The 19769-nt window shown below is 38.7% G+C and carries 27 protein-coding genes and 1 pseudogene; 3 read left to right on the top strand and 25 right to left on the bottom strand.

Translation table 11 applies throughout. The features are described 5' to 3' along the window. Nucleotides 1–44: 44 nt before the first annotated feature. The 22 genes from ACTNA4_RS13200 to ACTNA4_RS13305 all read right to left on the bottom strand — a co-directional run bounded on the left by ACTNA4_RS13200 (nucleotide 45) and on the right by ACTNA4_RS13305 (nucleotide 14317). Nucleotides 45–545 (bottom strand): hypothetical protein, encoded by a 501-nt coding sequence (locus ACTNA4_RS13200; RefSeq protein ID WP_441030519.1) that lies wholly within the window; start codon nucleotides 543–545, stop codon nucleotides 45–47. Nucleotides 546–590: 45 nt separating this feature from the next. Continuing rightward, the gene (locus tag ACTNA4_RS13205; protein WP_028087788.1) at nucleotides 591–896 is read right to left on the bottom strand and encodes a hypothetical protein; all 306 of its coding nucleotides are present in this window, start codon (nucleotides 894–896) and stop codon (nucleotides 591–593) included. Between the two features lie 105 nt (nucleotides 897–1001). Further along, nucleotides 1002–2096 carry a DUF6017 domain-containing protein gene (locus ACTNA4_RS13210; RefSeq protein ID WP_028087787.1) on the bottom strand — a complete coding sequence of 365 codons (1095 nt, stop codon included), beginning with the start codon at nucleotides 2094–2096 and terminating at the stop codon, nucleotides 1002–1004. 24 nt (nucleotides 2097–2120) lie between these two features. Beyond that, on the bottom strand, nucleotides 2121–2987 hold the full coding sequence (locus ACTNA4_RS13215; RefSeq protein WP_026650282.1) for a ParB/RepB/Spo0J family partition protein: 867 nt from the start codon (nucleotides 2985–2987) through the stop codon (nucleotides 2121–2123). After that, on the bottom strand, nucleotides 2977–3783 hold the full coding sequence (locus ACTNA4_RS13220) for a ParA family protein (RefSeq protein WP_026650281.1): 807 nt from the start codon (nucleotides 3781–3783) through the stop codon (nucleotides 2977–2979). Before ACTNA4_RS13220 ends, ACTNA4_RS13215 begins: the two co-directional genes overlap by 11 nt. Further along, nucleotides 3755–4147 (bottom strand): plasmid mobilization protein, encoded by a 393-nt coding sequence (locus ACTNA4_RS13225; RefSeq protein ID WP_044925303.1) that lies wholly within the window; start codon nucleotides 4145–4147, stop codon nucleotides 3755–3757. Before ACTNA4_RS13225 ends, ACTNA4_RS13220 begins: the two co-directional genes overlap by 29 nt. A 3-nt stretch (nucleotides 4148–4150) precedes the next feature. Next, nucleotides 4151–5230 (bottom strand): site-specific integrase, encoded by a 1080-nt coding sequence (locus ACTNA4_RS13230; RefSeq protein ID WP_024854000.1) that lies wholly within the window; start codon nucleotides 5228–5230, stop codon nucleotides 4151–4153. 2 nt (nucleotides 5231–5232) lie between these two features. Further along, complete coding sequence (locus tag ACTNA4_RS13235; RefSeq protein ID WP_024853999.1) at nucleotides 5233–5430, bottom strand: hypothetical protein; 198 nt, start codon at nucleotides 5428–5430, stop codon at nucleotides 5233–5235. Next, entirely contained in the window at nucleotides 5427–5645 is a 219-nt protein-coding gene (locus ACTNA4_RS13240; protein WP_008393122.1) for a hypothetical protein, read from the bottom strand. The genes ACTNA4_RS13235 and ACTNA4_RS13240 overlap by 4 nt, the downstream gene beginning before the upstream one ends. After that, nucleotides 5638–5865 carry a hypothetical protein gene (locus ACTNA4_RS13245; protein ID WP_008705329.1) on the bottom strand — a complete coding sequence of 76 codons (228 nt, stop codon included), beginning with the start codon at nucleotides 5863–5865 and terminating at the stop codon, nucleotides 5638–5640. Before ACTNA4_RS13245 ends, ACTNA4_RS13240 begins: the two co-directional genes overlap by 8 nt. A gap of 570 nt (nucleotides 5866–6435) precedes the next feature. Further along, nucleotides 6436–6735 (bottom strand): type II toxin-antitoxin system RelE/ParE family toxin, encoded by a 300-nt coding sequence (locus ACTNA4_RS13250; protein ID WP_055262129.1) that lies wholly within the window; start codon nucleotides 6733–6735, stop codon nucleotides 6436–6438. Between the two features lies 1 nt (nucleotide 6736). Next, nucleotides 6737–6985, bottom strand: a complete 249-nt coding sequence (locus ACTNA4_RS13255) for a type II toxin-antitoxin system prevent-host-death family antitoxin (protein WP_055262131.1) — start codon at nucleotides 6983–6985, stop codon at nucleotides 6737–6739. Between the two features lie 155 nt (nucleotides 6986–7140). Beyond that, nucleotides 7141–7755, bottom strand: a complete 615-nt coding sequence (locus ACTNA4_RS13260; RefSeq protein ID WP_055261444.1) for a helix-turn-helix domain-containing protein — start codon at nucleotides 7753–7755, stop codon at nucleotides 7141–7143. A 21-nt stretch (nucleotides 7756–7776) separates the two neighbouring features. Continuing rightward, entirely contained in the window at nucleotides 7777–8439 is a 663-nt protein-coding gene (locus ACTNA4_RS13265; protein WP_055261446.1) for a phosphatase PAP2 family protein, read from the bottom strand. 253 nt (nucleotides 8440–8692) lie between these two features. Beyond that, nucleotides 8693–9067: a TnpV protein gene (locus tag ACTNA4_RS13270; protein ID WP_055261448.1), complete on the bottom strand. Its 375-nt coding sequence runs from the start codon at nucleotides 9065–9067 to the stop codon at nucleotides 8693–8695. A gap of 4 nt (nucleotides 9068–9071) precedes the next feature. Beyond that, complete coding sequence (locus ACTNA4_RS13275) at nucleotides 9072–10493, bottom strand: plasmid recombination protein (RefSeq protein WP_055261451.1); 1422 nt, start codon at nucleotides 10491–10493, stop codon at nucleotides 9072–9074. 285 nt (nucleotides 10494–10778) lie between these two features. After that, on the bottom strand, nucleotides 10779–11006 hold the full coding sequence (locus tag ACTNA4_RS13280; protein WP_022092901.1) for a DUF5348 domain-containing protein: 228 nt from the start codon (nucleotides 11004–11006) through the stop codon (nucleotides 10779–10781). 191 nt (nucleotides 11007–11197) lie between these two features. Further along, a complete protein-coding gene (locus ACTNA4_RS13285) occupies nucleotides 11198–11431 on the bottom strand; it encodes a complexin-2 (RefSeq protein ID WP_427786934.1) in 234 nt (77 codons plus the stop codon). Between the two features lie 71 nt (nucleotides 11432–11502). Beyond that, complete coding sequence (locus tag ACTNA4_RS13290; protein WP_022092900.1) at nucleotides 11503–12570, bottom strand: AAA family ATPase; 1068 nt, start codon at nucleotides 12568–12570, stop codon at nucleotides 11503–11505. A gap of 124 nt (nucleotides 12571–12694) precedes the next feature. Further along, nucleotides 12695–13015 carry a plasmid mobilization protein gene (locus ACTNA4_RS13295; RefSeq protein WP_022092899.1) on the bottom strand — a complete coding sequence of 107 codons (321 nt, stop codon included), beginning with the start codon at nucleotides 13013–13015 and terminating at the stop codon, nucleotides 12695–12697. Next, nucleotides 13005–14120: a site-specific integrase gene (locus ACTNA4_RS13300; RefSeq protein ID WP_055261453.1), complete on the bottom strand. Its 1116-nt coding sequence runs from the start codon at nucleotides 14118–14120 to the stop codon at nucleotides 13005–13007. Before ACTNA4_RS13300 ends, ACTNA4_RS13295 begins: the two co-directional genes overlap by 11 nt. A gap of 2 nt (nucleotides 14121–14122) precedes the next feature. Then, nucleotides 14123–14317: a hypothetical protein gene (locus ACTNA4_RS13305; RefSeq protein WP_005611072.1), complete on the bottom strand. Its 195-nt coding sequence runs from the start codon at nucleotides 14315–14317 to the stop codon at nucleotides 14123–14125. Between the two features lie 183 nt (nucleotides 14318–14500). On the opposite strand from ACTNA4_RS13305, the pseudogene ACTNA4_RS13310 reads away from it, so the two are divergent. The 3 genes and pseudogenes from ACTNA4_RS13310 to ACTNA4_RS13320 form a co-directional block, all read left to right on the top strand. Further along, nucleotides 14501–14947 (top strand): annotated as a pseudogene (locus tag ACTNA4_RS13310) (helix-turn-helix domain-containing protein); the annotation flags it as partial. 472 nt (nucleotides 14948–15419) lie between these two features. Next, complete coding sequence (locus tag ACTNA4_RS13315; RefSeq protein WP_441030523.1) at nucleotides 15420–15812, top strand: plasmid mobilization protein; 393 nt, start codon at nucleotides 15420–15422, stop codon at nucleotides 15810–15812. After that, the gene (locus ACTNA4_RS13320; protein ID WP_441030525.1) at nucleotides 15802–16053 is read left to right on the top strand and encodes a hypothetical protein; all 252 of its coding nucleotides are present in this window, start codon (nucleotides 15802–15804) and stop codon (nucleotides 16051–16053) included. Before ACTNA4_RS13315 ends, ACTNA4_RS13320 begins: the two co-directional genes overlap by 11 nt. 47 nt (nucleotides 16054–16100) lie before the next feature. On the opposite strand, the gene ACTNA4_RS13325 is transcribed toward ACTNA4_RS13320, so the two are convergent. The 3 genes from ACTNA4_RS13325 to ACTNA4_RS13335 form a co-directional block, all read right to left on the bottom strand. Then, entirely contained in the window at nucleotides 16101–16928 is an 828-nt protein-coding gene (locus tag ACTNA4_RS13325; RefSeq protein ID WP_441030527.1) for a hypothetical protein, read from the bottom strand. 243 nt (nucleotides 16929–17171) lie between these two features. After that, a complete protein-coding gene (locus tag ACTNA4_RS13330) occupies nucleotides 17172–18554 on the bottom strand; it encodes an RNA-binding domain-containing protein (protein WP_441030529.1) in 1383 nt (460 codons plus the stop codon). 153 nt (nucleotides 18555–18707) lie between these two features. Then, nucleotides 18708–19769, bottom strand: coding sequence for a radical SAM/SPASM domain-containing protein (locus ACTNA4_RS13335; RefSeq protein WP_441030531.1), 1062 nt, complete (start codon nucleotides 19767–19769; stop codon nucleotides 18708–18710).

Here is a 19769-nt window from a genome sequence, read left to right on the forward strand (position 1 = left end):
AGCAACAAAACACTACACAATCAAGATAAACATACGATAACTTATCAACAATCAACTAAATACGAGCGGCCGTTCTGCTCCGCATAGCGGCCGTTGAAAAACGCATTTGCGGCCGCCAGAGGGCGCAAACTGCAGGATAACGTTTCCAGTAATTTCTGGTATTTCTTATCAATCTCACTTACTGGCTCTTTATCCTGCTTTAACTTCCATTCTGAATATGCTTTCCCCATATGCTCTGTAATTGTCAGATTCACAAATTCCTGCACTTCCTCGGATATGGTGCTCGCAGATTCCTGTTTATCTTTCTTTTTATCATTTGATTTTTCAAGTGTCGTGTCATCAATATAACGAATGATTTCTCGAATATTTGACTTCATCGACTGCAGATATCCTTTCATCAGCACAGCTACTTTTCTAGCATCCGATTTTTCGGTTTCTTTTTCCAGCATATAAAACTCTTCCAGTTCTTTCAGAATATCCATCCCTGCTTTCATCTGAAATTCCACCTCAAGCAAATCATCCATCACTTTATATAATTCTTCCATTGTTTATTTCTGCCTTTCCATATAGCGCCACTATATTTTCCACAATCATCCAAAAATAAATTCCTGTAATCCACATTTCACAACTTCAATTACTGCAACTATCCCCATACCGATATGTGGGAGTAGAACAAACACTACTGTCGTAATAATCGCTGATTTCATTGTCCAGTCCGTACTGATTCCAAACCCAATACTCAAAACTTCTGTCACAACAGAGATTCCGGCTATCAGATAGCAGAATCCAGCAGATAACCCAACCAGGAACACCAGCACAATATTCACCGCTGCAAGTACCAGCCAAACAGGAGCTGCAATAATTCGAAATGGCAGTTTTATCATAAATCTCAACATAATTCTTCCTCCTACTTTGTGCCCAGTGGACACAAGGTTATTTTAGCATATCTGCCAGATATGACTATCTCTTTTTAAACTTCGTGCCCAGTGGGCACAAAGTTCTTACCTGTCTGGAATATCCTTCCCCCAGTACATGTCATGTCGAACTTCAGCATCATAAAACTGATTGATTGTTGCAGGAGCGTTATACAATACCGTCAGCATATACTGCCGGATATTCTTCACTTTGCTTGTACTCCTGTCAAGACTGAAAAACACATACTGGATGTGTTCATACCCGACTTTGAGCAAACGGCTCTTGACCACTTGTGTAGGCACAGCTTCCCCATTGATCTGTTGATATGTCTTTGTCGAACATATTGCATCCAGCATCAGCTCTACCAGCTCTTCTACTCGTCCAGTTCCATAGCTCTGACAAAGGATCTCATATTCGATATTATCATGAATTAACTGTCGATACTCATTTCTCTCCTGTATCCTATCTCTCCCTTTCTCTTGTTCAGATAGATATTGATAAGATTCATTCTCACTAAATTCAGTATAATTATATTCAGTATTATTACAGTTTGTTTTTGAAACTTCTTGAAGTTTGTTTTCTAAACTTCTTGAAGTTTGTTTTTCAAACTCCTTGAAGTTTGTTTTTGAAACTTCTTGAAGTTTATTTTTCAAACTTCCTGAAGTTTGTTTTTCAAACTTCTGTGTATTTACGGGCTTTTCCGGCTCTTTTTTCGCATATTCTTCTATTTCTGTCTCTGTATTTTCTTTTCTCTCTGCTACATTTTCCGGTGTTTCTTCCGAATCAAAGATTGCTGGCTCATCTGGATATTCTGTCAGGCTGAAATTTTTCACGTAAATAACATTTGTTTTTCCAAGTCCGATTCGCCTCTTCTCAATCAATCCAATCCCTTTTTCCTGATCCAGCTCTTTTAGACAATTCACAGCCTTATTCCTGCCACAGTTAAGCATTTCCATAATCTCTTCCACCGAAAAGAAAATATATGCCCTGTCCTCTTCATCAAACCACCGGTTCTTGATGGACAGTGACATCCGGTCTAACATCAGTCCGTACAGCACCTTTGCTTCGCAGGAGAGATTTTTAAAATATTCACTTGTAAACAGCAGTTTGGGAATACGATAAAAACTGTACATATCGCATTCCATTCCTTGAAAATAATGGAATGTTGCTCTTATACTCATGACACATCCCTCCCTTCGTACTTATCAATGATTCTGATTGCTCCATTCCTCCAAAAGCTGACATATAACAGTCCGTATCTTCTGTTCATCATACTCTGGAGGAAAATACTTCTTAATTTCATCCTGTTTTAATGTTACCGTTGTTTTCTTTTTACGCTCTCCTATAACCAGGAGCCGCACAATCTCTTTTGTCAGCGTTTTTTCTTCTCGATGTTGCCTTATTTTTTTTGCCTGTTCCAGACTTGGATATTTTCCGGTACTCTCATGCACTTCCTCCACCATCTCCTGTTCTGGAACCGTAAGGTAGGAAAGCTCTACACCTACCTGCAATCCGATCACATCACGATCTACTGCGTTTAATAGGTCATTCATCAGATAAGTAAGCCGGATATAGCGATACACCTGCCTTGCACTGTCATTTGCGTTCTTTCCAATGTCTTTCGCACTGATACCGCCTGATGTTCCCTGATGATTCATTGCTTCCATCTTCATACGGTAAGCAAATGCCTTTTCACTTGGGAGTATATTAGGTCTCTGCAGATTGCTGTCTACCATCGCACGGACAGCTGTATCTTGATCCATATTTCTGATAATAACCGGAACCTCTTTAAGACCAGCAAGTTGTGCCGCATGTCTCCTTCTGTGACCGGCGATGATTTCATATTCACCATCACCCAGCGGTCGTACCAGTAATGCTGTAAGAATTCCCTCTTCTTTCACACTTTCCACCAGTTCCGCCATTGCCTCATCATCATTTACTTGAAATGGATGGTTCTCGAAAGAATGTAAATGCTCAAGTGAAACCTGCTGGATATCGTTCGTTTCTTCTCCTCCTCCAAGTAATTCATCATAAGATGTCAGTTTTATCTTCGATGCACTTCTACCTTTCATCCAAAAGCACCTCCTGTGTCATCTGCCAATATGCAGCCGCTACTTTTCCTTTTGGATCATGCTCAAATATGCTGATTCCTTCCGCACTGATTTCAGCTGCTCGTACTGAAAATGGAATACTCTGTGGAAAAATCTTAATCTGGTTTCCATATGTATCAAAAATCAGATCAGATATATCTCTTGCATAGTTCGTTCGGTTATCCACCATTGTGATCAATATACCTCCAATTTTCAGTTGTTTGTTAAGCTGTCTTCGCACCTTTCCTATCGTCCGTATCAGCTGTTCTAGACCCTTTACAGGAAGATAAGCCGCCTGGACAGGTATAATAACTGCATCGACACTGGCAAGTGCATTGATCGTCAGCATTCCAAGTGATGGCATACAGTCAATCAATATATAGTCGTATTCTTCTCTCATTCTTTCTATATATTGTTTTAAGACAAGTTCCCTGCTCATAATATTTACAAGTGAAACTTCCATTCCAGAGAGTTCGATGTTTGCCGGAATCAAATCAATTCCTTCCTGGTGATGTAAAATTCCCAGTGTATTTTCAAATAGTTCATCTTCTACAATCTTTGTCAGAATAGTAGCCAGTGTGATTGGTAATTCATCTGGGTTATGATACCCAAGACTTGCTGTCATACTTCCCTGCGGATCATTGTCAATCACAAGCACTTTCTTCCCTGCTTTTGCAAGTCCGACTGCCAGATTCACGCAACTTGTTGTCTTGCCAACCCCGCCTTTTTGTGAACACAATGCCAGCACTTTACAATCCTTCATTACTTTCTCTTCCATCCTTTTTATCCTCCCATAAATAACTTGAACCTTTCAGCATCCATAATGCTGCTTCCAAAAATGCAAGATACCGTTCTGTCATACTATCAAGAACCGGTTCTGAAATAACTGGTTTTTCAGACTTCAAATCTTTTGCCACATCCTCCAAAACCAAACTCATTTCCTTCATTTCTGACCGGATAATCTCAATTGTTTCTTTCTTTCCAACAACACATACATGATTGTAAATGCATGATCGGACGATATAATCCTGTTTTTTCATTCCGCTCACTTTCACTCGTTCTTCAATTGTTGCTTTTTCATAAGAATTCACCCGAAAAGAAATGGTCGTTGTGTTGTGTTTTCCATGTCTGTCACCAGCCATCGCTTATTCCTCCTCTTCCTCATGTTTCTTATCTAGCAAACCTGCTAATTTACTCTGTGTAGACGGATACAGATGTGAATAAGTGTTCAACGTGGTTTCCACCTTTTCATGTCCAAGGCGTTCTGCAATCTCCAATGGAGCCACCCCCATATCAACCAGCATACTGGCATGGGAATGGCGGAGATCATGAAGTCGTATCCGCTTTACACCAGACCGCTCGATTCCGGTAGCCATACAATGTTCCATATGCGATTTGGTAAACCGAAAAAGTCTTTCCTTTTTCATAATTCCATACAAATGACTGCAATACTCCCGAAATTCCTCTGCAAGAAAATCCGGCATCGTAATCACACGGATACTCTTTGGAGTTTTCGGCTGCGTGATCATATCCTTTCCTTTCAGTCTCTGATAAGATTTATTGATTGATATGGTTTTCTCTTCAAGATTGATGTCATTATAAGTAAGTGCAAGCAATTCACCGATACGCATTCCGGTCCAGTACAACAAAAGAAACGCCATTCTTGTCTCCGGCTTATCACTTACTGTCTCCAGAAAAGCATTGAACTCTTCCTGCATCCAGAAGTCCTTCGGTTCTCCTTTACTCTTGCCAATCGCTCCTGCCTTCCTGCAGGGATTATCCTGCAGGTTATAATACCGCATTGCATAATTGAAGATTGCAGTCAGCTGGCAGTTCACTGTTTTCAGATAAGTAGGAGAATATCCTTTTCCATTCTTATCCTTATACGTCAGCAACTCATTCTGCCATGCACGGACGTCTGCCACCGTAATTTCACTGAGAATCTTCTTTTCAAAATAAGGCTTGATTTTCAGGTCAATAATATATCGCTTCGTGTACATAGTGTTTTCTCTGAGACGGACATCCATATCTTTGTAATAAATCTCCAGAAAATTTCCAAATTCAATATCCACACCCTGGCTCTGCTGTTGCAGGAAATCTCTTTCCCATTCCTTAGCTTCACCCTTGGTCCTGAATCCTCTTTTCTGTTTTCTTTTCCGATTTCCCTGCCAGTCTTTGTAATAGACCTGTACTTTCCAGTTTTTTCCTTCTTTGTAAACCCCCATTGCTAATCCTCGACTTTCATGCCATAAATCTTTTCTGCCAGGAATTTCGTAGAGATTTTTCCAGCTACTACAATATAGCCTTTTGCCTTCAATTCTTTGTTGTATTCTCGCATCAGACTATATGCATAAGTTTTTGAAACTCCAAGAATTGCACACACATCATCCACATCCATATACATTTTTTCCTGCATCATACTCATACCGCTTTATCCTCCTTCAAATACTGCTCAACATGTTCCAGACCATAGATCTTGTCCTCTACATAGCGGGTTGGCACCCGACCGAGAATCACATAATAGTTCTTGCTTGCCAGATCGGCATTCATTCTTTCCACTACCCGGTAAGCAAACGAAACTGATAATCCAAAGAGTTCTGCAATGTCTTCCACTGATAAATACATTTTTCTCTTACGCATGAAACCATTCCTTTCCCTCTTCCTGTGGAATCTCACAAGTATCTTCTACTCCGTAGAAACGCTTCACAAAATACTTTGTCGGAACTTTTCCTCTAAGCGTCAGGTAGCCCTGTTCTTCCAGTTCCTTGTTCAGATTTCCGATGATTTCATAAGCCGATGTCTGTTTTACTTCCAGAAGTTCACATATATCGGCTGCCTTTAAAAATAATTTATTCTGCATAATCAGTACCTCCTGTGTTTTGAATATTTATCTCTTCATATACTCTGTACTGGCAGATGCAAAATCGGACATCATTTTCCGAAATTTATCAAATTTTCTTGTTTTTTAATTCTCCATCAGTGTGATTACTGTGTCATGGAGTTTAAGCTCATCGAAAGTAAAGAACCTTTCTGTGGTATCTGTTTTCTAAATGCAGGCAACAAAAAAACAGTCTGCCTTGACGAAAATCACTTCAATCAAAACAAACTGTTCTTCATATTTACTCTAATTTTATTTTATGAGAATAACCGATTTCACGGAATTTGCAGGTGAATCTGGAATATAAACAAGAGAAAAAAATAATTTTTAAACTCCATTTGCACTCCATTTGGTCTTTTCGACACCCCGCAAAGCCTTTATTTATGGGCTTTTCCGCGATTTTTCAAGCTACTCAAACTCGCAAATGAGTTTTTGTCACTATACAATTTTGTATAGGCGTTATGGTTCTATCTGGTTTTATATGTGTTCCACTATCCTTAGTCCACGGACTGTACTGAACGGTGTTATCAATTTGTTATCATATTTCTGTTATCAATCAAAAATTCTTGTAATATCCTGATACCGATTGATGACACGATAAATTTCTACATACTCGTTGCTTACCTTGTAGATAATCACATAATCTTCCCATATCGCATATTTATAGTCTGTCCGAAAGCTGACTCGCTTTGAAAGGTCTGAACCCATTCCCGGAAACATCTGGAGATTCTCAAATTTACCATAAATTTCCTTTATAGTCTTTGCGGCATATTCTTCACTATCTTCAGCGATGTAATCCCGGATATTCTTCAGGTCCTTTGCAACAATCGGGTTAATCCGTAATTTTAACATCTTATTCCCCCACAAGTGCCTTCAGTTCATCTAACTCCAGCCATCCCTCGCCGTCTTTCACTGCTTCTTCGGCTTCCTGCAGCTTCATTAAAAGCTTCTTTTCCGCACGATCACGTTCATAATCTTCAAAATCCATAACCACAAAACGTCCTCTACCATTCTTGGTAAGATATACAGGCTCGCCTTTATGGCAGTTCTTCAGGACTTCGTTATAATTTCTCAAATCAGATACTGGTAAAATACTTGCCATATTCTTTCAGCTCCTTCCTTGATTTTATATTGTTTCTGCTACTTATATTATACACAAAAAGCTGTAAAATTCAACGTGAATTTTTACAGCTTTCTATTATAACTATTCCTATTTTTTAATTCGACAAACTTGAAGTTGTAGGGGACAATACCTGATCAGCCTGCCTTGGCTTGTTTATAAAGGAGACCACTTTTGATCAGTAATAGCAGAAAAGCAACTATTATTGCATATGGTTCTTTCATCATTGCCAAAAACAAAACATCGATAACACTGCATCCTATAGACAATGCAGTAATCACCTTTTTGCCTTTTTCAAATTTGAAATAGACCATCAATATTTTCACAATCCCGATAATCGTTAAAGTGATGAACATTATCCAATAAATGGTAATAATCCATTTATTATTATCTACATACTCAAAAAGATTTACCGAATAGATATAACCATTGACCGGCTTGGGATACAGCGGAAGAAAAATAAGCATCAAAGAAAGCAAGTCAACAAATCCCCATAATAAGTCACATACACTATTGAGATTTGATTTGTTTTCTTTTTCTGCAATCAAAATCAACTGTTCTCCAGATAACAGATCATCAATCGACACAGAAAAATATCGAGATATTTCCTTTAATGAATCTATGCTCGGATATCCTCTTCCGGATTCCCATTTTGAAATTGCAGTTCTAGATACAAATAATGCCGCAGCCAGTTCTTCTTGTGTCATTCCCCGGCTTTTTCTTAATTCCTGAAGTTTTTCATGAAATTCCAAAACCTCCACCCCTTGCTCGTTTTATTTATTCTTTATTGACAGTATAACCGCTCCCTGATAAATAGAAAATAATCCAATGCTTAACAATACGCCACCTACAATATCCGTGAGCCAATGTACTCCCGAAATCAATCTGCCAATAACCATGAATGCCGAAAAAGCGATTGTTACAATCGTTATCACTTTTTTGACTGCAATGCTTGACAGCCTGCGCTGAGTCTGTTCGATCAAAGTCGGCATCACACACAATACCAATAGTGTAGTTGATGATGGATAAGATGCCTCCATTACTCCGTTAATTAAAATAGGTCTGTAATTGATTGGAATCATCTCAAAAAATATATATGCCAGGATCACGACAATATAATAAATACCCAGAATAATGATATCCGGATCCACCTTGAAAAGACTTCTTTTCTTAATCAACTGAACTAGTCCCACACCTGCAAAGATCAGGCATACTACGACAGGCACCAGCCCCATCCAATCAGTAATCGAATAAATCATCATGTGTACGCCTGTGAAGCGGTGAAACCAGCAATTGAGTGTTGCAAATCCAATATTCGTTCCGTTTTGACCATGAGGCTGCACATCTACCATCTGGATCAAAACTGTCCATAATACAAAAGTTGCAATGAATATTCCTCCAAATAGTAAATTCTTCATTCCGTTCTTTTTCATCATTCTACGTCCTTTCTATATGGGTTTGTCTTTTCGACACATTCACCTTATCAAAAAACATAAAATGATGATAGAATCGCTCGGTCACATACGTGATACGATTCGTATCATACCCGTAAATGCTTGTTTTTTCAGTATTTCCTTCTGATTATCTATCCCTGCAAATCCGGATTTATCTTTTAGCATTCTATCATGTTCTATTCTGAAATTCCACTCTTACATTTACAAAGAGTCGCCTTTCGGCAGCCCTCTTAACTTATATATAAACGATCTCTTTCAGTACAATTTTTTCAGCACTTGTTCTGATATTATTCATCAACCCGACCCACTTCATCTGATCCCGTATCTTCAATGTTTCTGTCACACTCTGTTCTTCTGCCATCTGCTTCATTAACATTTCGACCTGCTCTCTTGCATCCCGATCAATCTGATTCAGATGTTCAGTCAGCTTTCCAGTCAATAACAGGCACTGATATCTTGCTGGTCTATACTCTTTCAGATATTGTTTCCGCAACATTCCATATTTCCCATATGTCGGTTCTTCCTCATTCAGCACCAGACCCGGCAAATAGTAATCTCCATGCAAGGTATAGCTTAATCCGTTCTTTTCATCATAAATGTGTTTTTTCATGCACTTATATCTCCATTCCTCTGTTCTTTGTTTTATTTTTCTTACGCTGCTGATTCTCCATCTCGCTCTTTTTCGCACCCCATGCTAATCTTTCGTAAATGCTTCCTTTTGGCATTTGTTCCATCCGTCGTTTTTCTTCCAGTGCTTTCTGATTATGAATATCCTGCAGTACCGCAGCCTCCACAGTGTCTATTCCCATGACACGCACAACACGATCATATCTATCAGAAACACTTTGCAACATATTCTTTTCTTCTAATAATTTCTGATTGTCTTTACGCATATCATCCAACTCTTTCTGAACACTGTTATATGCCTGTTTTGTCTTCTGGTATTTATTTTTCCATTTCTCCACTTCTTTCGTAAGTTCTTTTACCTGGGCAGCCATTGCAGCAATCTTATTCTTCATTTGAATAAATAATGGTTTAACTTTTTTATCCCGATAGGTTCCTGCACGTTCCAATGCTCCTGCTTCCGGTAGAAGCGTTTTAACCGTCCCATATTCTTTTATTTCCTTACTGACATTATCTATGATCGGCTGTAACTGCTCCCGACGTTCTTCTAGGCTTTTTAATTCTATTTCTGCTTTCTCTGCCCGCTTTTCTGCAGCTTCTTTATCCCTGACCGCCTGTTCCTTATCTTCTTTCAAAAGCTGAATATCTGCCTTGGATTCTGCAATCTGTGCAGTCAGTCCCTCATTCTCTGCTGTCAGATACTCTTTTTCCTGCTCCAGAGCCTGAACTTCCTTCTTTCGTTCTTTTTTCTTGAAATTATAAACATCCAGATGTTCCTCATGGGTACCTTTCTGTTCCCATTCAATCCCATACTGCTTTGCAATATCTGCCAGCACTTCTTTTTCGTGGTTTATCCACTGATTTAATTCTGTGTCATGTTTATTTCCACCTTGAAATCCCAAACTTTTTAATGCCTGCTTCAGTGAAACTCTGATATCCATCCCTTTTCCTTTCCAACCAGTCACATAGGGAACAAAATCAATATGCAGATGTGGTGTAGCTTCATCCTGATGAAGATAACAGCAAAATACCCGGAGAGTTGGATTCCTTTTCTGAAAATCCTGCATATATTCATTCAACACCTTCACTGCCAGTTCTCCTTCTACTGTCCCTACAGCCATGTCTTCACAATTTCCAATCTGGAAAATGACCTCATGGAATAGTTTTTCCTGTTTTCCCTGCCGGATTTTTTCATAATAATTTGTAATCTGACGGTCTTTTCTTTTCCCCACATTGTATCGCTCCACAGAATCATCAAACAACTCTTTATAAACATCTTTCAGATTTTCATTCTGGTAACAAATATTCAAGTGTACTCTGTCCGGATCTACATTTTCTGCTATGAAATCCCTTCTGTTATGAGCCAGAGAACCAGCTCCGATCATACCGCTAATTGTTCTTTTCATGGTCATGCTTCTCACCTCCCCTTCTGAAACCAGTGCCAGACATGGCACATAAATTTGTATCTTCGCCAGTTATGGCGATAAAAAGAACTCTTCGCCGGATACGGCGGTTTTGTTACTTTTGTCAAAAGTAACGCAAAAGCACTTTCGACAGCCGTACCGTCCATCAAAAGTCCCCTTGCGCCCTGCCGGGGGCAAGACGTCCGGGGACGTCTGTTATGCACCGACCGAATCGGAGCGAAGACCTATTCCTCCCGTTGGTCGGTTTACTCCTGCGTTACTTGTATGACTGACTTATCCCGTTATTCTCGCCCGGACATATTCCAAATCTCCGCAGTATGGTGTCCCCACCAGATACCATTCCCTTGCCGGATTCATTTCCATTCTGGTCTTGACCCACTGATCGTCAACCAGCACTTCCAGCCCTTCTCCGCAGTGAAATCCTGTGTCAATCCATAAATCTGATGATAATAAACCGTATCTTCCGTTATTGCTGTTATAACCTAATCTTCCTTCTCTCATTGTGTCACTCTCCCTTCATTTATCGTTTTCCATAGGGAGCCCCGTTTCAGGGCATCCTTCACAGCCATCAAACCACCAACGCACTGTCGTTTTATCCACAACCTTCCGTCTTGCATCTTACCAGCTTTCTCCTTGTCTGCTATCTACAGGTGCGTGACACGCTCCTGTCATAGGACAGACAACAAGAACTGTTACCATCGAAAGCTTTCCGGTATTCCCCGCCTGTCCAGATATTCCTGACGGGACTTTTCCCGTTCTTCCTCTGTCGGAGCAGTTTTCGACTGTGTATATAACTGCCGGTTTGCCATACGCTCCACTTTCTCCATAAGCCCTTTGCAAATTTCCTCCGAACAGCTTTGATCTTCCATCAAATGATAGGAAACCAGCTGTCTAAACAAGGCAAATGGTATCTGTACATTTTTTATTTCCATGTTGTCTCCTTTCAAGGTGGCAAGATGCCCTGTTCTTAAGAAATAGTCATCTTGCCATCTTCCTTTTATTCTGGAAGCATCCAGAACCATTGATTTCCACGTTTCACCGAATCAATCTCCAGTTCCAGTTTTGCGTTCCGTAGGGTTTTCTTCTTAATTCCTCGTTTTTCCGCTTCTTCTTCAATCTTTTTCTGTGCCATGCCACCATCAGCCAATATTTCCAACAGAAACTCCTTTGCCTTCCGGCTTTTCTGACCTCTGCTGTCACCACTGAGCAGATCATCCGCACTAATGTCGTATTCCCCGATCCACTCGAATCCAGTATCCTTATCTAATCGGAATGCAATTGATTTCCCTTCCGGTGCAAGGGAACTTTTCACATGGCATACCACACGGATTTCCGGTTCATCTTTAATCCGCCCAACAATCAGCACACTTCTGGCTGCCGCCTGAAAATCAATCGAACCCAATCCACGGTAAGAAGATTTTCCGTTACTGTTTTTGTTCATATGCCCGATCAGAATGATTGCACAGTGGTATTTCTCTGCAAGCACTGCCACACGCTTCATTAACGGACGGATTTCATTTGCCCGGTGCATATCCACCTCTGCTCCAAGAAATCCCTGTATTGGATCTAAAACTACCAGACGGGCTTTTGTCTGTATGATAGCTTCTTCCAATCTGGCATCCATCATGGTCAATGCCCGATCGTTATCATCAATTACCATCACTCTGGAACAATCTGCACCAGCTGCAAGAAGTCGAGGCTTGATAGTATCGCCCAATCCATCTTCTGCAGTCTGATAAATAACATTCACAGGTTCTATCGGGCTTTCCACTGGATTCGCATCAGAGTCAACGTTCTTTTCTGCTCTATCCTTCTCGTCTGTTGCCTGTTGTTGCTCTGGAAGAATTTTTTCGCCTTTGGTCAACTTCGCAATAATCTGAAGTACCATCGTAGTCTTTCCTTCTCCCGGATCTCCCTGAATAATCGTTACTTTTCCAAAAGGAATAAACGGATAGAACAGCCATTCAATCTGCTCTACTTCCACTGATTCCATATTTATCAGCTTCAGATCCGACTCCGTCCTTTTTATTTCTGTTTTCTTTGTCTCTACTCTGTTCGTTTCCATCGTTCCTCCTTATTTTCCCGTTGAAAGGAAGTGGAGATTTTGATAGAATACTCGTAGAAAGTTTTTGGTGAGTATTCTACCAAATCTCTGCCTTTAGGTGTTTGCCGACACTTAAAGGCATTTTCTATTCTTCCTTCATGCCATCCATCGTCACTGTGATCAGCCGGATTACTTCCAGTAAATCCTCCGGCACATCATCACCCTTTTTCAAACGTTTCAGTTCATTCAGAACCTTTGCCAGTTCATTTTTCAACGCCTTATACACTCTCGGATTTCCTGTCACTACAACCTCTTTTTCCTGCAATCTTCGGATAATATAATCCTGTTTAGTCAGACCGGACAATTTAACCGCTGTTTCCAGAAGTTCATCCTCCTCCGGTGATACCCGAAAAGCTACCGTTTTATTTCTCCAACGCCCCTGTCTATCCAAACATTTAGCTGACATACGCAAGTCCTCCTTCCCTATCATTTGGTTCTTCATTCATGTTTTCTGCATCCAACTGGTCTGCCATATCCTGCTGTACGGACGGGAACAGATGCGCATATCGGTAAGTGATCTTTTCTGCTGAATGACCAACCCTTTTTCCGATTGCCAGTGCTGTATAGCCCATGTTAATCAGCAAAGAGACATGGCTGTGTCTGAGATCATGCACCCGGATTTTTTTCACACCGCTTGCTTTGCATCCTCTTTCCATTTCATGGTTCAGATAATACTTAGTTACAGGGAAAATACGGTCATCCGGCTGCAGGCTGTAATATAACTTCAAACAATCCTGCATTTCGTCACATAAGAACTTTGGCATAGTTACAGTACGGACACTGTTCTTTGTTTTCGGAGTGCTGATCACATCTTCTCCCTTTAAACGCTGATAGGATTTGTTGATCCGCAACGTTCTCTTCTGGAAATCGAAATCCGCAGGAGTTAAAGCCAAAAGCTCCCCGGATCTGATTCCGCACCAGTACAATAACTGGAACGCATAGTAGGAAAGTGGTTTATCCATCATTTCTTCTGAAAACTGTTTATACTCTGCCTTTGTCCAGAAGAGCATTTCCTTGCTTTCTTCTGAGCCGATTGTGCCAGCTTTCCTTGCCGGATTCATGCTAAGATCATAAAACTTGATCGCATGGTTGAAAATCGTACTCAACTGTCCATGGATTGTTTTCAGATAAGTAGGGGATAAAGGTTTTCCTTTCCTGCTTGTCAATTTGCGAAGCTCATTATGCCAGTCCAAAACATCCTTTGCGGTGATTTCTGACACCTTTCTTTTTCCCAGATAGGGTAAAATCTTGGACTTGATAATATTTTCCTTTGTAAGCCAGGTACTCTTTTTCAGCCTTGGTCTCACATCTTCCTCATATAATTTGCAGAAGCTCTCCAGTTCCATATCCATACTGGCTTTCTTCTGGAGTATGAACTGCTGCTCCCACTGTGCAGCTTCTCTTTTTGTTGCAAATCCTCTTTTGCATTTCTGCTTACGTTCGCCGGTCCAGTCCTGATACCGTACCATAACGTACCATGTGTTATTGCTTTCAGTCTTGTAAATTGCCATTCTTAATTCCTCCCATCGTTTGATCTCGTTCCGTAGAACTGTTCGTAAAAATACTTCCGGTCAACTTTTCCTGCAATTGTCTGGCATCCCATCGCCTGTAATTCCCTGTTCAGCCTTTTCATCAGCTTATAAGCGTAGGATTCCGATACTTCCAGAACTTCCATGACCTCTTTTACATTCATAAACATTTTACTCATTGTAAAATCCCTCCTTCGTTTCTCACTATACATTTCTGTATAGTCCGTATGATACTATACTTTTTTGTATTGGTCAAGTGTTTCAAAACAAAAATTCTATACTTTTTTGTATGGTTTCTCCTTGTCTGTACTATACATATATGCTATACTCAATTTATCAAGTAAAAGACAGGAGATATGAGCATGGCAATAGGAGAAAGAATTCATCATTTTCGACTTCTGCGTGGATTCACGCAGAAATATTTAGGTCAACAGCTGGGATTCAGCGAATCACAGGCTGATGTCCGCATTGCACAGTACGAAAAAGGCTCTCGCAGTCCAAAGGAAAACTATCTGAATGCACTGGCTGACATTTTTGAGGTCTCCCCTCATGCACTCGCTGTACCGGACATTGACAGTTATGTTGGGCTGATGCACACCTTATTTACATTAGAAGACCTTTACGGACTTCATATTGGAGAAATTGACGGAGAACTCTGTCTCCGGCTGGATAAGTCCAAAGGAACCACCTACCTTTCTATGTTTGATATGTTCTACGCATGGCAGGAACAGGCAGAAAAACTAAAATCCGGGGAGATCACCAAAGAAGAATATGACCAGTGGCGGTACAATTACCCGAAAAAAACAACATAAAAACCAACGAAAAAAGGCCTTACCAAATTGATTTCACTCAATTCAGTAAGACCTTTTTTGTTGGTTTCACACATATTACCTGACAACCACCGGATTGCTGATAAATACTACCTAAATATCCGGTGTTATCATTTTGTTATCAAATAGAACTTCTTGTGCCCGGAAATGCCCTGTTTATAAGGGTTTCCAGAATTTTTTCATTATTCAAACTCTTCCCAAAGGAAGTATCATCAAATCAAAAATGCTGATTTTATGCGGCATTCCACCGCATCTGTTTCATCTAATGTTACTCTTTTCATATCGTTTTCAAAAACTTTAGTAGCAAATTAGTTGCAATAATTCAATATTGCTTCTACGAAATCAATGGCAGATATAATCTACTTTTACTACTAAAAACGAATAAATCCCTGTGGCTATCAGGTTGTCATATGACACCTGCTGCCACACCCAAAATGAAAGGAGCATTGCCATGAGCAACAGACATAAAAACAAAACCATCAGCTTCCGGATTACCGAAGCTGAACGCCAACAAATCGAAGCCCGTATTCTTGCCAGCGGAATGATGAAGAAAGATTACTTCATCCGTTCCTGCATCTACAACCGCATCTGTGTTGTTGGCAAGAAAGAAACTATTTATCCGTTGGTACAGACTGTGAATGCACTGTACCTGCAATTACTTGAAATGCAAAAAGCATTTACCAGTGCTGATGCAGACACTGTAGCTACTGCTATACCTGATACGCTTCCTTCTTCAGAAGCTATTAAGGAATTACAGTCCGAATACACCAATATGCTTACAGCTATTATCGACCTGTTAGATGGTGCAAAGTATCTGTGGGAAGGAGACCGCCATGAACAATAATCCTAATTTTCTGTTTGGTATGTATGAACCTACCACAGATTCCGTGATTGTCAATGCCGGTGAAAATTCCATTCTCGTTATCCGTTGTAAGGAATGTAATTCTTCGGTTATCTTTGAGGAACCGAATGATATCGCCTATCTGTATCAATTGGCAAAAGATTCACCACTTACATACGCCAAACTTGCACTGAAGGAAAATGGTCTGCAGGATTATGTGGATGCCATGAATGAATTAAATTAACATCTATATACCAGTCCCTTCGTACGCCATTGTTGGGACTGGTTATTTTACTCACAAATTACTTTCTCATATTTATGATATGTAATTGAAACACCAGTCATTTCCTCCAAACTATATGTACCTTTCTTTAAAATAATAGTTTCTCCCTGTGTTTCACAATCCATAACTACAAATTTGCCATCATAATTCGATACTATAGCTCGATTTTGTTCAATAACCTCATATGATTTCTTATCACTAATATCATAGTTCATTTTAATTGTAACTCCTATAGCTGTATTCAGCATATATATTAACAAAGCTATTGCCAGTACTCCTTTTTCAATTTTATTAAACTTCTTTTTGCCCCAAAAGAAATTTCTTATTATTATGAAATATGCAATCAGTATATCCGCAACTAAAAACACACCAAGTGTCACATAATTATCAACAATCTGTCTCAACCAATCCCATGGAATAATGTCTATTAAGCTAACCATATATAATACATTTTGCACAAATAGTATGAAAATTGTAAAAATAAAAGTTAACACCACATATCCTTTACTGTTTATTTTTTTATTTATATATGAAAGGATAATCGGATAGACAAACATGGCAAATGCACAAAAAATAAAAATTAATTTATCCTCAAACATTTCTGTTCCACTAAAATATTTTTTGTCTATTCCATAAAAATTTGCACATGAAGCAGAAAAGCTCTTCGAAATAACAAAATTTACAATACCTGCTAATGTTATAACTGCAGCCAATCCTGTTCCTAAAAAATTCCATATATTAGTTTCTAAATATTGTGCAATTTTATTCTTATCTTTATTGCTTTTATAAGCATTACCTTGACTATCAACTATCTCCTTATATTGCTTATCCTGCATATTCATTCTTCTTTCTAGCAATGTTTAATCACTTTTTCATCGTTTCTTATATGTTATTTCTCAGTCTCAAGCCAGTCTCAAAATTTCATTCTCAAAATGAGACTATCTTGAGACTGAGTGTTTCTTACAAATCCAAAAATCATTGATTTTACTGCATTTCTTCAACTTTTCTTAGTCTCATCCCGTATCAAATCTCATGAGACTTTGGTGAGACTATCTTGAGACTTGATGAGACTAAGTGGGTTACAAAGTCCATGTTGATGTCTTTTTATCATACATCGCACCTGTAACTTTTTTAATTTTTGCGTAATCTCTGAACACTGTGGCCCTTGATATATCAAGTTCCGCCATTACCTGTTCAACTGACAAATGAATATTCTCACATATCATATTATAAATCTTTTGTTCTCTTTCAGATAATGTCTTCTGCTCCCTTGCTTCATCTGCTGCCATTTTATCGAGGGGAATTGTTATTCTAAATACATCATCCTCAATCAATTCTGGTTTTCCACCATCTGAATAAATCGGTGTGTACTTGTACAGGTTTCTCACACCAGAGCCAATCGTATCTGTTCTACCAATGTTGGCAAAAAACTGCTGAATTAACGGATTCTTCGGATATGGTGTAAATTCATCGCTCATAATATTTCCATGTCGTCTTGGAATACACCAGTTTTCTGTTTTTAGCCAGTCTTTTTCAATAATTACCTTTGCCGGGAACGCACTGGAATAATCTCTATGAACAAGTATATTGCCTATAACTTCTCTGGCAATAATTCCTCTGATACTTGTATTTACATTATCAATCAGGCAGAACTTATCTGATGTGTGTTTCGCCACAAATTCCATCAAAAGGTCATATGCTTCTATCAGATTTGTTGTTACCTGTAACCTGTCATCATATCTATCCACATTTTCAACTCTGTAAATTGCATCCGTAATGTATCCCGGACAACAGGAACGAATTACTTCATCTTTTCCAAACAATAGTACGCCCGCCAGATTATATCCCTGAATACCTGATGAAAAATCTTTTTCCCATAAACCTGCACTCGTAAGTATCTCTTCATCAGACATTGTAAGCCACTGATGATCAGGATTTTTACTTTTTGCAAGATTACGCACCTTGTCCATTAAGTCAAGACGCAGATCATCCTTGGTTACATATGGGAAAATCTTATGTTCCGCATATGTAGTGCTCTTTCTGTTGTACATATTCTGTAATTGAATTGGCGAATCCGTAATATCCATATCACCATCTTCATTTCGGTCATATATTCTATTTCCACATTTTTCCACAGTAGCTGTTGGCGGTACATATACCCATAATAATGTCATTCCTTCATATTCGAAATCCTCAATTGAAAGATACAGCGTTGGTGACATCTTGCTCGGATTATTGAGCTGATTCACAAAATTTTTCTTCATATCTTTTATTAAGTTCGGATTAATACCTATTGGTGTACCATCATCCTCAACACCCATAATAATATATCCGCCATATCTATTGGAAAAGGAACACACTGTATCATAAACATCCTCCTGGATGCCATGCTGACAGGTTTTATATTCTACTGTTATCTTTTCATCTTTTGAAAGCAAGTCTCTCATAAACTCTGTTGTCATTTTATCGCCTCCAGTTTTTAATCTTTATTGCTATCATTTTTGTATAATAGCTTTTATCTCATGAAAATTTTTCTTATTTTCAAAACATAAAATATTCAACCCAGCTCCGTTTATTTAACTCTCTTCAGCTTGTTCATTAAAAAGATTTTTTCCCTACACTGGAATCTGTTTATTCAACATATATGCTTTCTTGAAACTCATTAGTGAATTATAATCACAGTTCTTCCAAAAAATAGGGCATCCACCATAACAGTCTTTCAAATATTCACAATGTTCACATTCTTTGGATGGCATTTTACTAATTTCGTCAATTATTCTTTTATACAAATCAGTATTTGCATAACGCTTAAATTCCTCATATGAATTGAAATCATCTCCAAATCTGCCTATTTTATCATCTATAAACATACTACACGGAAGAATATTCATCCCTGTATCAAACGTAATTCCATTCCCCTTATATATTTGACATGGAGCAGCTAGCTTACCTTTTAATTCTTTTAAATGATGTTCCGTGTATATACATATAGGAAATGTATATTCAACCCACCATTCTCCTTTTGTTATTGCATTCAATTCCTCTTTTTGCTCTAAAAACCTATCTATCACATCATAAGGATTATTGTTCTTCAAATATTCCAAATTCTTTTTTTCAGAATCTTCATTATCCAGTGCAAAAGTAAACGAAAACTGCCTTGCACCATTATCATATGCTGCTTCAATTGCTTGACAAAATCCATCCACATTAGAAATTGTCAAAACCATTGAACATGTAAAATCAACTTTCAAACTTGATACATTTCGAATAGCTTGTAATTGTTTTTCAAAACATTCTTGTCCCACAACTGCAAGACATTCCTCTTCATTTTTTCCTTTTAACGAAATATCAATATAATCTAATCCACACTCTACAAGATGTTTACAAAATTCATAATCTGATAATATGATACCATTTGTAGCAATAGCTACTGTCATTTTATTCTCACAACTTTTTACATATCTTATCATCTCTGCTAATTCTGGATACATCATTGGTTCCCCACCAGAAAATACAACAAACTTAACCTTTGCATCATTACAAAAATCAATTATTCTCTTAACATTTTCTTTTTTAATAGTATCATCTATCATATATCCTGTTCTTTTAGCATAACAAAAATCGCATCTCAAATTACAATTGCGTGTAAGTGTTATAATACACTGTTCTAATCTCAA

Origin of the sequence: Bariatricus sp. HCP28S3_A7, from assembly GCF_052066375.1 — a bacterium.
GTDB lineage: Bacteria > Bacillota > Clostridia > Lachnospirales > Lachnospiraceae > Allocoprococcus.